General features: G+C 49.7%; 12 protein-coding genes and 1 pseudogene. 2 read left to right on the top strand and 11 right to left on the bottom strand.

The annotated features are described in order from the left end of the window. Window positions 1–79: 79 nt before the first annotated feature. Together E1757_RS19645 and E1757_RS19640 are read right to left on the bottom strand one after the other, a co-directional pair. Window positions 80–508, bottom strand: a pseudogene (locus E1757_RS19645) (MFS transporter); the annotation flags it as partial. Continuing rightward, window positions 439–876 (bottom strand): LysR family transcriptional regulator, encoded by a 438-nt coding sequence (locus E1757_RS19640; RefSeq protein WP_133231202.1) that lies wholly within the window; start codon window positions 874–876, stop codon window positions 439–441. The gene E1757_RS19640 and the pseudogene E1757_RS19645, both read right to left, overlap by 70 nt. A 257-nt stretch (window positions 877–1,133) precedes the next feature. On the opposite strand from E1757_RS19640, the gene E1757_RS19635 reads away from it, so the two are divergent. After that, on the top strand, window positions 1,134–2,114 hold the full coding sequence (locus E1757_RS19635; RefSeq protein WP_133231200.1) for an aldo/keto reductase: 981 nt from the start codon (window positions 1,134–1,136) through the stop codon (window positions 2,112–2,114). Window positions 2,115–2,259: 145 nt separating this feature from the next. On the opposite strand, the gene E1757_RS19630 is transcribed toward E1757_RS19635, so the two are convergent. The 9 genes from E1757_RS19630 to E1757_RS19590 form a co-directional block, all read right to left on the bottom strand. Next, window positions 2,260–2,805 (bottom strand): NUDIX hydrolase, encoded by a 546-nt coding sequence (locus tag E1757_RS19630; RefSeq protein WP_133231198.1) that lies wholly within the window; start codon window positions 2,803–2,805, stop codon window positions 2,260–2,262. A gap of 323 nt (window positions 2,806–3,128) precedes the next feature. Continuing rightward, a complete protein-coding gene (locus tag E1757_RS19625) occupies window positions 3,129–3,614 on the bottom strand; it encodes a DinB family protein (RefSeq protein WP_133231196.1) in 486 nt (161 codons plus the stop codon). 180 nt (window positions 3,615–3,794) lie between these two features. Further along, window positions 3,795–5,165 carry a hypothetical protein gene (locus E1757_RS19620; RefSeq protein WP_133231194.1) on the bottom strand — a complete coding sequence of 457 codons (1,371 nt, stop codon included), beginning with the start codon at window positions 5,163–5,165 and terminating at the stop codon, window positions 3,795–3,797. Window positions 5,166–5,302: 137 nt separating this feature from the next. Beyond that, window positions 5,303–6,181, bottom strand: a complete 879-nt coding sequence (locus E1757_RS19615) for a fumarylacetoacetate hydrolase family protein (RefSeq protein WP_133231192.1) — start codon at window positions 6,179–6,181, stop codon at window positions 5,303–5,305. Window positions 6,182–6,384: 203 nt separating this feature from the next. After that, the gene (locus E1757_RS19610; protein ID WP_133231190.1) at window positions 6,385–7,155 is read right to left on the bottom strand and encodes an SDR family NAD(P)-dependent oxidoreductase; all 771 of its coding nucleotides are present in this window, start codon (window positions 7,153–7,155) and stop codon (window positions 6,385–6,387) included. A 14-nt stretch (window positions 7,156–7,169) separates the two neighbouring features. Next, window positions 7,170–8,300, bottom strand: coding sequence for an ABC transporter ATP-binding protein (locus E1757_RS19605; RefSeq protein ID WP_133231188.1), 1,131 nt, complete (start codon window positions 8,298–8,300; stop codon window positions 7,170–7,172). Between the two features lie 45 nt (window positions 8,301–8,345). Further along, entirely contained in the window at window positions 8,346–9,152 is an 807-nt protein-coding gene (locus E1757_RS19600) for an ABC transporter permease (protein WP_133231186.1), read from the bottom strand. Continuing rightward, the gene (locus tag E1757_RS19595; RefSeq protein WP_133231184.1) at window positions 9,149–10,048 is read right to left on the bottom strand and encodes an ABC transporter permease; all 900 of its coding nucleotides are present in this window, start codon (window positions 10,046–10,048) and stop codon (window positions 9,149–9,151) included. Before E1757_RS19595 ends, E1757_RS19600 begins: the two co-directional genes overlap by 4 nt. A 66-nt stretch (window positions 10,049–10,114) precedes the next feature. Continuing rightward, the gene (locus E1757_RS19590) at window positions 10,115–11,215 is read right to left on the bottom strand and encodes an extracellular solute-binding protein (RefSeq protein ID WP_133231182.1); all 1,101 of its coding nucleotides are present in this window, start codon (window positions 11,213–11,215) and stop codon (window positions 10,115–10,117) included. Between the two features lie 353 nt (window positions 11,216–11,568). Here E1757_RS19590 and E1757_RS19585 point away from each other — a divergent pair, with 353 nt between their 5' ends. Further along, window positions 11,569–13,212 carry a PucR family transcriptional regulator gene (locus E1757_RS19585; RefSeq protein ID WP_133231180.1) on the top strand — a complete coding sequence of 548 codons (1,644 nt, stop codon included), beginning with the start codon at window positions 11,569–11,571 and terminating at the stop codon, window positions 13,210–13,212. The last annotated feature ends 8 nt before the right edge of the window (window positions 13,213–13,220 follow it).

Raw genomic sequence — 13,220 nt, 5'->3', positions numbered from 1 at the left:
CAATGAAAAAGAGGCTTCGCGTATTGGAAACCTCTTTCACACAAATAAATACGTATCATGGATATTTGAAGTCCGGGAAGGTGGAAGCAAGCGTTGGCGCCTCCCTGGCCGTATTCAGCATATGAAGCTGCAGCCCCGGTACGGTGCCGAATGCGGCCACGCCCAAAATAAATACCGTTATCAGCGCGGGAATTTTGGATTGATCCGTCAAGCTGAACAGTGCCAGGACGACCGCCAGCAAAATGAGAATTCCGGTAAGCGAAGGCAGCAGCTTCCGGTCCGCCAGCTTTCCGCCGTAAATATTGCCGATCGTAATCCCGATGCCGAATAAAACGAGAATGTAGGAAACCGCGCCCGGCTGAAAGCCTGTAATATCGACCAGAATCGGCGCGATATAAGTAAAAGCCGTGAAGACGCCGCCGAATCCGAACACCGTCATCAACAGCGCGATATGAACGGCGGGACGCCGCAGCACGCCAAGCTCCTGACGGAGGCTGGACTGCGCGTTCCAAAATAGGAAACGGTGCACGATTTGTACTTATGAAGTTGGGGAAGTATTTTTTCACGAAACAGCTCATGCGCCGCTCCCAATCTGATGACGTTCAGCGTAGGCAAAGAGGCCGATTTAAAGCTCATCGTCGTTTCCTCCAACGCTTCAATCAACGGAGCCAGCTGCGAATACAGCTCTTTCCCCCGTTCCGTCGGAATCATTTTCCTTGTCGTCCTTTTGAATAAAGCTTCCCCGACCTCGGCTTCCAATGAAGCCAGATGCTGGCTCATGGCCGGCTGCGTCATGATGCGGGTTTTCGCCGCTTCCAAAACGGAATTATGCTTATAGATGGTAATAAAGCTCCGGTACCATTCAAAATCAACCATCGGGTCTTTTCCTCCTCATCGTCTTGTTTCATGTGCAGGCTGTTGTCATTCGTCGCTGAACTGATTTTTATTGTAGCATACCGGTTGAAGCTGCGCCGAGCCGCACTCCCCTGAAGTTTAGTCCCTTATCGGCACCAGGTTACCTGAAGTTAACTAAATATACTGACTATGCCTATGTAAACAAAATGTGCGTACTTTTCCAATATCATGCATTCCTGTATGATAAATATGAATAATACCGTAAGGAGGTTGTTTCCATGGAATATTCGTATTTAGGGAAATCAGGGTTGAAGGTGAGCAGGCTTTGCCTCGGTACAATGAATTTCGGCGTCGACACGGATGAAAAAGAAGCCTATCGCATTATGGACGCCGCTTTGGACGCAGGAGTTACCTTTTTTGATACCGCTAATGTGTACGGCGGCGTAGGCGGCCGCGGCAAAACGGAAGAAATTATCGGCCGTTGGTTTTCCCAAGGCGGCGGACGACGCGAAAAGGTCGTGCTGGCTACCAAAGTATACGGCGATATGGAAGACCCGAATGACGGGCCCAACGCTCCTCGCGGGTTGTCCGCTTATAAAATACGCCGCCATCTGGACGCCTCGCTAAAGCGCCTGCAAACGGATCATATCGAGCTGTATCAAATGCATCACGTGGATCGGAACGTTTCGTGGGAGGAGCTGTGGGGCGTTTTTGAGGCTCAGGTTAACGAAGGAAAAATCGGTTATATCGGCTCCAGCAATTTCGCCGGACGCGATTTGGTAAAGGCGCAGTACGAAGCGAAGCCGCGGCATTTCCTCGGACTGGTGTCCGAGCAGCATAAATACAGCCTGCTCTGCAGATTGCCCGAGCTGGAAGTACTGCCGGCTGCGGAAGAGCACGGCATCGGCGTAATCGCCTGGAGCCCGCTGGACGGCGGCCTGCTCGGAGGCAACGCCTTGAATCCGGCGCAAGGCTCAAGGAGCGCGCGCAACCAGCAGCGGGCGGAAAATCATCGGCAGCAGCTGGAGTCCTTCGGCAAGCTTTGCAAGGAGCTGGGCGAAAGCGAAGCCAACGTCGCCCTCGCCTGGACGCTCGTTCATCCGGCGATGACCGCGCCGATTATCGGTCCCCGGACGCTCGAGCAATTTCAAAACACGCTGCGGGTTGTGGATATCAAGCTCGATGAAGCCGTCCTGCAGCGGCTGGACGAAATATTCCCGGGACCCGGCGGCGACGCTCCGAAAGCGTACGCCTGGTAACAGCACGGACATGCGTTCCGAATGATCCGGCTGCCACTTTAACCGGCCGGATTAGATTCGGAGGCAGACATATCGAAGAGCAGGCGCTGCGGCGGCCTGCTCTTTTTCTGCATATTTTCGTCCGCTGAAGATGGAGTCCATATCGTCAGCTGCTAAGCTGCAAGGCTTGAAACGCTTTTACATATTGCAGCATCCGCTCGCCGTCTTCCGTAGCGGCTTCAATCGTTTCCGTAGAAACGGAGGACAATTTCCCGCCGATATAAGCACAATGATGGTGATAGGGCGATTCCTCAAACAGATGCTTGATGATAACGGGAAGATTTGTTGCAATACCCTGGTTTTCCGGAACCAGTACCCATTCTATCGGCTTCCAGTCCAAGATGCCTTCGGAAGTTTTGACCGGAGTTGTATATTCGACATCTTCCGGAAAGTCGGCCGTATACAAATACATCCCTCCGAAATGGTCGCCGTCCTCCGTCCATGAGACAAGTCCTTTATAGCTCAAATGATAGGCGGACTCATGAATATTCGTCTCCTCCGCAATTTCGCGAACCATGGATCGCCTTGGCGATTCATTCTTTTCCAATTTACCGCCAACTCCATTCCAGCAGCCCATCCAGCTCGGAGATTCCCGGTTTAACAGCAGCAGGCTGCCGCCTTGTTTAATGAAGCAAATATTATAAGTAATCATCGTTCCTCCAAAATTTCGATAGTCTTCCTAAAACTTATTCGCAATACCTGTTTCAAAACCCTGCAAAATGCAAAAAGACCTCCTTCGAGCCGCGGCGGATATTCCATTACTTCGACTCATACTTCCTGCGGACGGTAAACCGCGAGAAGCGATCCGGTGTTGTTTGCATTGAAGTGCGTCTGACATGGGATGAGTCGATCACCGCAAATACGACTTGGACCGCAGCTTTCGGCTTTGCAACGCGAAAAGGATGCCGGAGCATCCTTTTCGCGCTGCATGATTCAATTCCCTATTGAAGAGATAAACAGTTAAGTCCTACGGATTTACGCTTGCTGACTCGCTTGCTGATTCACTTGCTTAACCAAGCTTGAAATGACGCCCAAATGAACCGCCTCGTGTATAAAGGCAAAGCTGAAAGCTTCGGCTGCCGTCCGGAATTCCAACGGGCCCATCGTTAACGGCTTATTCAGCGTATGATTCAGCGCCTCCGGGGTCAGCTTCATCAATTGGCCGAATTGGGCCGATAACCGCTCCAGCAGCTCTTCTTTTCCCGGCGGGGCGATCGTCCAGTCGGACGGTTTCGTTCCGCTAATAAATAATAGGTTGTATGTTTCCGGCAGTTCGTTCATTACCGGCCCGATCGGAGCTAAAAACCAATTCAGCATCGTAATCTGATGGCCGATATTCCATCTGATCGTATTGCTGGCTCCTTGAGGCTGTACATCGAACAGTGATTCGGGAATCGCCTGGACGGAACCGATGACAATTTGACGCGCGGTTAATGCGGTTTGGATGGTTGCTTGTAGCATGGAATATTCCTCCTCATGGGTTGGATTGGCTGCTTACATGCCTCATCCTAACCTCCGGAGCACTGCCAAACCCATACAAAATACTGCCTTTCACTGCCAATTTCAAAAAATTTTATAAACCAGCTGCCGGAATTCCCTTTTTTTCAGTGCCAAATGGTGCCAGCCCGATATAAAAGCTGCTTATTTCCGGTTCACCGAAGCCCTGTCTCTCAAGCTTAGCGCAATGACCTTCGCCCCGGCATTTTGCCAATTATAAAACGTGCGTTCGGGTACATTGGCGCGGTACCATGTCAAAGCGGCTTTGGCCGCAGCATCCAGCCGATTATCCGAATAGCGCGAGCTGTATGGCTTGATACCTACGACGTACGGGAAATAGAGCGCATTGAAATGCCTCCATTCCTCGGTCGTGCCGAACTGCTCGTCACCACGCGGTTTTAATTGCTGTATGCTTTCCGACAACACGCTCTTAAGCTCGATCGCCCGCTCCAGCACCTCATTCGCCGCCCCCCGTTCGCGCAATCGTTCGTCAATCCAGTTCATTTGCGCCAACGGATTCGATGCCAGCCGCTGCAAATCGCCAAAATGGCTTAAAGCCCGCCTCGTATAACGGTACAAATCGTCCTCGCCCATTTCTTCGGAAGCGGCTTCCTCATCGACGCGCACCTGGATATTTTCTTCAAACCTTAACCGCGAGCGTGTCTGGCGCAGCTTCGGGAACGTGACGAATGCGATATTGTCCAGCAGAGCCCGGATCGGATATACGAACACCTGAAATGCGATCGACACGGCGATACTGAGCAGCAGCAGCGCAGCCATCATAAAGTTGAAGCCCGCTCCCCAGTGAATAACCAAAGCGACTTGACCCGAAAACAGCAGCGTAAAAAATATGGAATAATCCAGCGACCGAAATACATCGGGGAGCCAGGTCTCTCCCTGCTTTCTGATTTCCGTTACCATAACAGATACCGCGAACGCCAGCAGGCCGACGCCGGTTGCGGCATATCCCCATGGCTTCAGCATGTCCGTCTGGACGAGAAGAATCACAGTCATGCACGTATAAAAAACAAGGGGCAAGTACAGCGCCGCCCGGTGTAGAGTCCACGCTTGTTTACTGCCGGTCCAGCCCCCCCAAACGGTGAGCGCTATCATGAGAACCAGCATCAGGCATACCGCAATCTGATACATACTGGTGTACGCATCTTCATGATTCATAAATAACAGGACGAGACTAACCAGCAAAGCCAGCACCGCAAACCCGTATTTCCACAGCTCCCACAGAACGCTTTGTTTGCCGTCGGAATCGTGCGGATAAGCGATAACGCCCTGCCACAGGATCAAAGACCAAACCAAGGAAATATCCCGAATTTTGAACATCGCCATATTGGAAACAACCGACTGCGCATAAGGCAGCAAAATCATCGCACCGATGCCGGCCGAACCAATAATCAAGGACATGCCGGCGAGCAGCAGGCGCATATTCCGCCAATCCCTGTTTAACATATAAAGGCCGAACCAAAACGTCACCCCAAAATAAACCAACGGTATCAGCATGAATCCCCTTCTCCCCCCGTTCGCCTCGTCGCATTGTTTATCCGACAACCGACATGGAGCTCTCCCTTTGGAAAAAATATTCAAATTCTAGTATACGGGAACTTTACGGGCGGGACAACAGTCCTGATTTCGTGATTTTATGGGTATGCGGTTATCTCCCTTGCAACCTTATTGACCAATGGTTCAAAACTTCCGATCCTGCATTCCACCGTGTCGCCGGCCTGCAGAGGAACAGAGCCCGGCGTACCGGTCATAATGATATCTCCGGGAAGCAGCGTCATCATCCCGGAAAAGTAAGAAACAATAAACGGAATCGAATAAATCATATGGGCTGCATCGCTTTTAAACATGGATCGGCCGTTCAATACGGTTTCCAATGTCCAACGCTCTCCTTCAGGACATTCGTCGGGCGTTACAAGGTGCGGACCCATGCTAAAGAATGTATCGAAGCATTTCGATCTGCCCAAAAAACGCGGATTTTTGGCATGAATATCCTGCGCAGTCATATCCAAAGTCGGCACAAAACCGGCAATGACGCTCATAGCATCTTCTTCCCGCACATATTTGCACACTTTCCCGATAACGATTCCGATTTCCGCCTCGGCAGTAATATCATGAAGCTCGGAAGGAAGAAGGATGGCATCATGAGGGCCAATCAGGCTTGTATCGGGCTTCATAAAGCAAAGCGGCTCCTGATTCGGGGGCGTTACCGACATCGCGGCAGCCTTCTCCATATAGTTGGCTCCTATTCCCCAAATTTTCCGCGGGCGGCGAAATAATGGAGCGTAATCGGCTTTATGGAAAGGAATCATGTCAAAGCCTGCCAACAGCTCCCGGCCTCCCTGATCGTGCCACTCCTTAACCTCCGCCAGCTCCCCCTTGTCGATCAACGTGAATAAATCTCTATTCCATGAGCGGCCTGACCGGTTGTTGACCGTATCGATCAGCACCAGCCCATCGTCTGCTGCGATAGCTGCCTGTTCCGTTCCGTCCAGCTTTACGGATGCCAATCTCATCGTCCATTCACCTCATCATTCTGTCTATTTACCTGTTTCCGGACTCATTGACCCTTGCTTGTATTTATGCGAGCGTTCCGTTCAATACCGCAATATCTTCATCGTCCAGACTGGCAGCCGGACCGACCGTCATCTAAGAGTCTGTCCCGCGAAAGCTAAACGGTGAAACATAGTTCGTCAAATCCGGTCCGGCGGACAGACGCTTAATACATAATCATGCCGCCCGTCACATTAATGGGCTGACCTGTCATGTAACGGGCCGCCGGAGAAGCCAGAAAATAAGCGACCTCCGCCACATCCTCAGGCTTGCCCAGCCTGCCGAGCGGCGTCTTCTCCAGCCAGTATTCCGATGGCTTCGGAGCGTCCTCCCCGATCCGGGTTTGAATAATTCCCGGGCACAGGCTGTTAACCCGAATGTTGCTCGGCCCGAATTCCATCGCCATCACTCTCGTAAGCTCGATAACAGCCGCCTTGCTGGCGCAATACGCCGATTCGAGCGTGCCGCCCCACTTGCCTCCCATCGACGCCATATTGATGATATTGCCTTCCTTGCGTTTGATCATTTCATGCGCAATAGGCTGTGTGACGAAATACATACCCTTGACGTTGACATCAAAAGTCGTGTCCAAATCTTCCTCTGTCGTATCCAGAACCGACTTCCATCTCAAAATACCGGCATTGTTTACAAGAACATCGACAAAACCGAACTGCTCCAATATAGGTCCGACGACTTGATCCACGACCGATTTCTTGCTGATATCACAGCGGAAATACGCCCCGCCGCTTGAGGTTACTAGCTGCAGCGCCTCCGGGCTTGGTTCGTCCGGCAGATCGAGGATCACAACCGCGTATCCCTCCTGTGCAAACTTCGTTCCGATAGCAAGACCGATCCCGCGGTTTCCGCCCGTTATTAAAACCGTTCTTTTGTTCATCTCCTCCACATCCCTTTCCGTGCCCCCCGTAACAAACATCATCGTCTCTAGTTATCCTAGACCGTAGCTTCAGCCGTTAAAGCCGCCGTCATCACGACATCTTTCATCGTCTTGGTCGTCTCCGCATCGAACAGCAAACATTTCTCGTACTGAAAAAGCAAGCCTAACGTTTGCCCCGGTTCCGGAATCCGTTTGGTCGGACTTAAAGCGCATATTTGATTGCCTGAAGCCGTACGCGTATAGATCAGCGCTGACGACCCCATATGCTCCACAATTTCCACCACCGCGTCGAGGGAGCCTTCACCCGGCGATTTAATCTCGATATCTTCAGGTCGAATGCCCAGAATACAAGACTTTTCTTTCCATTCCCCGATCCGGCTGCCAGCTGAAAGCTCAACGTTAAAAAATACGTTCGATACGGACACACCGGTCTTCTCCTGCCTGACCTCCCCTTTGCATTCCAACAGATTAATCGGCGGGTCTCCGAGAAATCCGGCCACAAACAAATTGACCGGATGGTTATACAGCTCCAGTGGAGTGCCAAATTGTTGAATGACGCCGTTCTGCAGGACGGCAATCCGGTCGCCCATCGTCATCGCTTCCTCCTGGTCGTGCGTAACCATGATGGTAGTCGTGCCGAGCTTTTTTTGCAGCGCCCGAAGCTCCAGGCGTATTTGTCTTCTTAGCTTGGCATCCAGATTGGACAGCGGTTCGTCCAGCAGCAGGACGGAAGGATGGAGTGCAACGACCCGGGCAATGGTAACCCGCTGCTGCTGTCCGCCGGAAAGCTGCTTGGCGTATCTTTTCTCCAAGCCGGTCAGCCCGACCAAATTTAAAACAAAGCGAATTCTTTCCTGCATCTGCTGTTTATCGATCTTTTTGCATTTCAAGCCGAAAGCAATATTTTCTTCTACCGTCATATGCGGAAACAGAGCATAATCCTGAAATACGAAGCCGATATTTCGTTTATTCGGAGGTTGATCCTGTATTTGTTCACCATCCAATAAAATATATCCGACATCCGGCTGCTCAAACCCGCCAATCAATCTTAGAATTGTGCTTTTGCCTGAACCGCTGGGACCGAGGAGGCAAATAAATTCGCCTATCCCTACTTGAAGCTTCACATCGGTCAGTACTTCCGTACCGCGAAATGTTTTGGATATATTTTCCAATATAAGATGACTCATGAACGTTCCTCCCTCGTATGTCCGATAATGTTATAGCAACCGACTCTAAAAGTAGCGAGACCAGCGCGCAAATTTCTCGCCGATTATTGAAATGATGAATATGACCACGGTAATGATGGTGGACCATACCAGCACAATCGGATTCAGGCCCGCCGTGCGCTGCTCGGAATATACGCGAACAGGGAACGGAGCATCTCCCGAGCTCGAAATAAATGCGGTCAGCGTTACGTCCGTAAACGAAATCAAAAACCCGAACACCGCGCCTACGATGACTCCCGGCAAAATAAGAGGCAGCGTAATTCGGCGGAACGTCATCCACTTGGTTGCCCCTAGGCTATGCGCCGCTTCTTCAAACCGGCTGTTCATCTCACCCAGGCTTTGAAATACGATCCGGAAAATGAACGGGGCAATCATGACCGAGTGCGCCAGCGTAAGCGATACAAATGTCCCCCTGATGCCTATAACGCCATACAGCTGCAGCAGGCCAAGAGACCAGATTACGGTAGGAAAAAATAAAGGCGCCACAATGACGGTTTCCACAGCCTTATATCCGCCTTTGCGTAAGGCGAGGGCGGCAGGAATCGAAACCAGCGTGGATATGACGGCCGAAACCGAAGCCAACTCCAGGCTGTTTACGATGCTGGTCATATACCCCCTGTTATCCAGCATCGCCTTGAACCATCGAAAGCTCAGCTTTTCGGGCGGGAATGTAAAAAATTCGACATCGCTAAACGCAACCATCAGCATTAATACCATAGGCAGCAGCACAAAAACGAAGGCGAGCAGAAGCAGCAATCTATTGAACAGCTTCAGCAGTATGATCGACAGATGAATCATATTGAAGCGGCTCATGACGGTTTCCCTCCGGAAGTCTTTAATGGACGGATAAGCGCAAATGTAACGATTCCCAGGATGGCAAGCAGGAAAATCGATATAACGGCGGCAAACGGCCAATCGAACACCTCGATAGCCTGCTGATATATCACTTGCCCGATTAGCCTGATTTTGCCCTGTCCGACGATCGCCGGGGTAGCGAATGAGCCGACGGTAGCTCCGAAAACAAGCGCACTGCCTGCAAGCATCCCGCCGCGGGTAAGCGGTAGCACGACCCGTAAGAACGTAGTTGCCGGGCTCCCCCCGAGACTTCTTGCCGCATCCAAAACATTTAAAGGAATCGAGCGAAGCGAATTGACGATCGGCAGCACCATAAAAGGAATAAAAGAGTGAACCAGCGCGATAATAACCGCCGGATAAGTTCCCAGAAAGTTATAAGGCGCCGATAAAATCCCCAGCTTCACAAGCACTACATTGACCGGTCCATACCTTGCAAAAAACAAGTACATCCCTAACGACTGTATAAGCGCTCCGGTAAATGACGGCGTCAGAAGCAGCGTAATCATGGTTGTTTTCAAAAACGATTTCGCCTTGTAAATATGGTAAGCAATGAAATATCCGAGCAGCAGAGTAACCGCTACAACCAGCATGCCGATTCCAAACGTTTGTAAAATGACCTTCAAGAAGTACGAATCCGTAAAGAACCGTCCATAATTATCCAGGGTATAGCTTCGCTCCCACATCATTTTTTCTTTTTCATTCACATGAAAGCTATTGTTGACGAGTAAAAGAAAAGGCAATATAAAGATGCATCCGTAGACGAGAAGCACAGGAGAGAGCAGCGCTAAATTCGACCATCGATGCTTGATTCTCCTGTCCTTCTTCTCATGAGGTCGAACAACCCCGATTTCCATCCGCTTCCCTCCTTCATGTTCGATCCATTTAACCCGGCTGTTATTTCCATAAACATCATCCTGCTGTTATTTCCCCAATATTTCTTTAGCCCAAATTTGTGCCCACTCCGGGCGTTTGGAAATTATGAAGTCCCAATCCAATGATTTAAGCTGGTTTACCTTTTCTTCGCCGTACACAATTTTGGCCGCTACATCGTCAGCCACCTTCACTTCTTTATTCACAGGTCCGAAGAACAGCTCTTTGGCATAGTACTCCTGAATTTCTTTTCCGAGACACATGTTGACGAATTCTTTGGCCAGTTTTTCATGCTTCGTTCCTTTAGCGATAACGATCGTGTTCTTCGCCAGAACCGGCCCCGGATCTTTAGGATAAACAAACTCAACGGGGAAGCCTTTGGCAATATACTGATTTACATAGCTGTTAAAGAACGGAACGGCCAATACGGTACCGTTTTTCATTTCGAGGAACAATTCATCCAGATTGGAGTAAACCAGCGGCACGGGCTTTAATTCCTTCAGCTTGTCGAAGTTGGCTCTATCGTCCTTCTCTGTTCTGCCGAACGCTTTTCCGGCCATCGATACCAAAGAATCGCCCTCAAAGCCGGGATAACTCGGAAATGCGACCTTGCCTTTAAACTCCGGTCTCCAAAGATCCTTCCAATCCTTAATCGGTTCTTTAACAAGCTCTTTATTGTAGGCAATCCCCATGGCCATAAGCGAAAAGCCGTACCCTCCCTGCTGAGCTACCGGATACAACGATTTAAAGTTCGGCAAATCAGGATCAACCTCTTGCGCGACACCGTCCTGGATTGCATGCTTGGCTTCATAAATATTAAGAAATGCAACATCCATGGAGGGATTGCCTTTTTCAGCGTACAATTTAGCTACACGGTCGCCTGTACCGCCAAGAACAAGCTCGATTTTGGCCCCTTTGGCTTCCAGCGGCTTCACTACAAACTTGGTGACGGCCTCGGCCTGAGCGCCTCCCCATACGCCTACAACAAGTTTTTCTCCGTTATAGGACGGTTCAGAGGCTTCCTGCGCTTTCGGACTCCCTCCCGCGGCATTGCTTGCCTGTTGGTTCGAGCTTTGGCCGCATGCTGACACCAATACCATAAGAATTGATAATACCGGGAGCCATACCATTCTAAACTTGTTCATTTTCATTGCCGAACCCCTCCTGACAGATGTTGTTGTCTTCGTTTAGCTGAATAGAAAGTATTAAGATTTTATACTTAGCTTCGCACAACCTTGACAAACGCGCTCGTCCCGAAGGACGGCGGAACCGTTTATCCTTGAATCATAAGTGCATTTCATTTACATGTAAACTAATTTGACACAAAATTGTTTATTTTCTAAAAATATGCCTTGTCATTTGGATTTTTATCTAAACAAAGTTACTTTTATGTTAATTTTATTGACATAAATGGTCGTGGATATATAAAATATGGCATATCATCATTTCATATACGGGAGGACATGCTCCGGATCATTCAGAAATAAACAAGGGAGGGTTCGTCATGAATTTAACTGTTAGGGAAGCGCTTGATATTTTCCCGCTCTCGGAGGGGAGACTGGTTGCGGGAGTCGGGGGACTTACAAGGGTGATCAAGTCGTTGAATTTAATGGATGCCCCTGATTTCTGGGAATGGATTAAACCGGGAGAGATGCTGCTGTCCACCGCCTTTGTTGTTAAAGATTCTCCGAATGACTTTCTAAAATTGCTGCAAAAATTAAATGAACGCGGCTCTGCCGCCCTGGGGATAAAACTGGGACGGTATTGGACGCAAATTCCCCGGATTGTTCTGGAGGAAGCAGACCGGCTTCAATTTCCGCTCATCGAGCTCCCATTTGAATTCGCATTTTCCGATCAAATCAATGCCTTGTTTAAAGAACAGTTTGTACGAAATACGAAAAATCTCCATAACGTTCTCGATATGCAGAAGAAATTAATGCATTTTGCTATGCAAACCGGCGATCAAACGAACTATTTTCAGGTGATTTCCGATATTTTGGCCCATCCTATTGTTGTAGTCGGAATCAGAGGAGAAATTTTGTATAATACGAGCGATTGGACGGCAGCCGGCCTGCTGCAGGATTGGCCTTGGCCGCCCAACTCCAAGCAAGTGCGGGCACAGCACGGCGGCGATTGGGTGTACCGGATCCCCCTTATCAAGAATGGGGAATGCTATGGGTTTCTTCTCGTACTCCTTAAGGATGCTTTGGAACCCCAGGAGGAGGGCCCGTTCCATCAAGCCGCCGTTATGCTTTCTTATCATCTGGAAACCTTTCAGGAGCAGCAGCCCTCAGTCGCCAATTACCGGTTAGGAACCGCTATCGAACGGTACTTGCTGCGCCAGACGTCGACGGCCGACGTACTGGAGGAAGCGCAAGCCATCGGCGATCAAATATGGACCGGCTCATATTTGTGCGTTCTGACAACCTTTAAGCCGGAAATTAAAAATAGCCCGCACATTCACAAAAAGCTTAGCGAAATACGTCGCGAAATTAAATTCGACCCGGGCTTGTCTTCCACCGAGTCCCATCACTTGTTCGTAAATAACGATTTATTCTCATTATTCACTTTTCCGGATAAGGAGAAAAAGAGCGGCACCTTCGTCGAACTCGTCGCCAGAGGATATTCCAAAATGCTAAGCACCATCAATGAACATGCTGCGCGCTGTTTCGTCAGCAAAACGAAATACAGTATCGAAGAGCTTCTGAACGGATATGAGGAATGCCTGGAGGCCAAGCGGATCAGCGAACGGTTATCGTTCGATTCCTCTGTCATCTTATTCTCCGATCTGGAATTTACTTATTTGCTGCGGCATATCCCCCGCGAAGTGATGAAAAGATACTGCGAATATATTTTGCATAACCTGATGCAGAAGGATGAGGAATATTCCGGCGAATTGCTTCGCACATTGGAAGTTTATTTTGCCAACAAAGGACAAATTAACGACACCGCCAAGCAATTATTCATTCATCGCAACACCGTTCTGTACCGTCTGGAAAAAATAAGCTCGCTGTTGAACATAGACTTGAGAAAAACGGATGATCTGCTGCAAATAAAGCTGGTGCTCATGTTCCAGCGGCTGATGCGCATGGAGCATCATGGCAGCGATCAGCAGCTCGGCGATCATTTTGCGTCGGAAATGTTCTAATTCGTGGA

The organism is Paenibacillus piri (assembly GCF_004354045.1).
Classification (GTDB): Bacteria; Bacillota; Bacilli; order Paenibacillales; family NBRC-103111; genus Paenibacillus_S; species Paenibacillus_S piri.
The sequence above is the reverse complement of the archived record's forward strand: the minus strand, read 5'-3'. Positions and strand labels throughout refer to the sequence as shown.

What these genes read in the sequence shown, in the direction of transcription:
- E1757_RS19600 (WP_133231186.1), bottom strand. Translation starts at nt 9,152, where the DNA reads ATGAGCCGCTTCAATATGATTCATCTGTCGATCATACTGCTGAAGCTG.
- E1757_RS19615 (WP_133231192.1), bottom strand. Translation starts at nt 6,181, where the DNA reads ATGAGATTGGCATCCGTAAAGCTGGACGGAACGGAACAGGCAGCTATC.
- E1757_RS19595 (WP_133231184.1), bottom strand. Translation starts at nt 10,048, where the DNA reads ATGGAAATCGGGGTTGTTCGACCTCATGAGAAGAAGGACAGGAGAATC.
- E1757_RS19620 (WP_133231194.1), bottom strand. Translation starts at nt 5,165, where the DNA reads ATGCTGATACCGTTGGTTTATTTTGGGGTGACGTTTTGGTTCGGCCTT.
- E1757_RS19585 (WP_133231180.1), top strand. Translation starts at nt 11,569, where the DNA reads ATGAATTTAACTGTTAGGGAAGCGCTTGATATTTTCCCGCTCTCGGAG.
- E1757_RS19605 (WP_133231188.1), bottom strand. Translation starts at nt 8,300, where the DNA reads ATGAGTCATCTTATATTGGAAAATATATCCAAAACATTTCGCGGTACG.
- E1757_RS19630 (WP_133231198.1), bottom strand. Translation starts at nt 2,805, where the DNA reads ATGATTACTTATAATATTTGCTTCATTAAACAAGGCGGCAGCCTGCTG.
- E1757_RS19610 (WP_133231190.1), bottom strand. Translation starts at nt 7,155, where the DNA reads ATGATGTTTGTTACGGGGGGCACGGAAAGGGATGTGGAGGAGATGAAC.
- E1757_RS19635 (WP_133231200.1), top strand. Translation starts at nt 1,134, where the DNA reads ATGGAATATTCGTATTTAGGGAAATCAGGGTTGAAGGTGAGCAGGCTT.
- E1757_RS19640 (WP_133231202.1), bottom strand. Translation starts at nt 876, where the DNA reads ATGGTTGATTTTGAATGGTACCGGAGCTTTATTACCATCTATAAGCAT.
- E1757_RS19625 (WP_133231196.1), bottom strand. Translation starts at nt 3,614, where the DNA reads ATGCTACAAGCAACCATCCAAACCGCATTAACCGCGCGTCAAATTGTC.
- E1757_RS19590 (WP_133231182.1), bottom strand. Translation starts at nt 11,215, where the DNA reads ATGAAAATGAACAAGTTTAGAATGGTATGGCTCCCGGTATTATCAATT.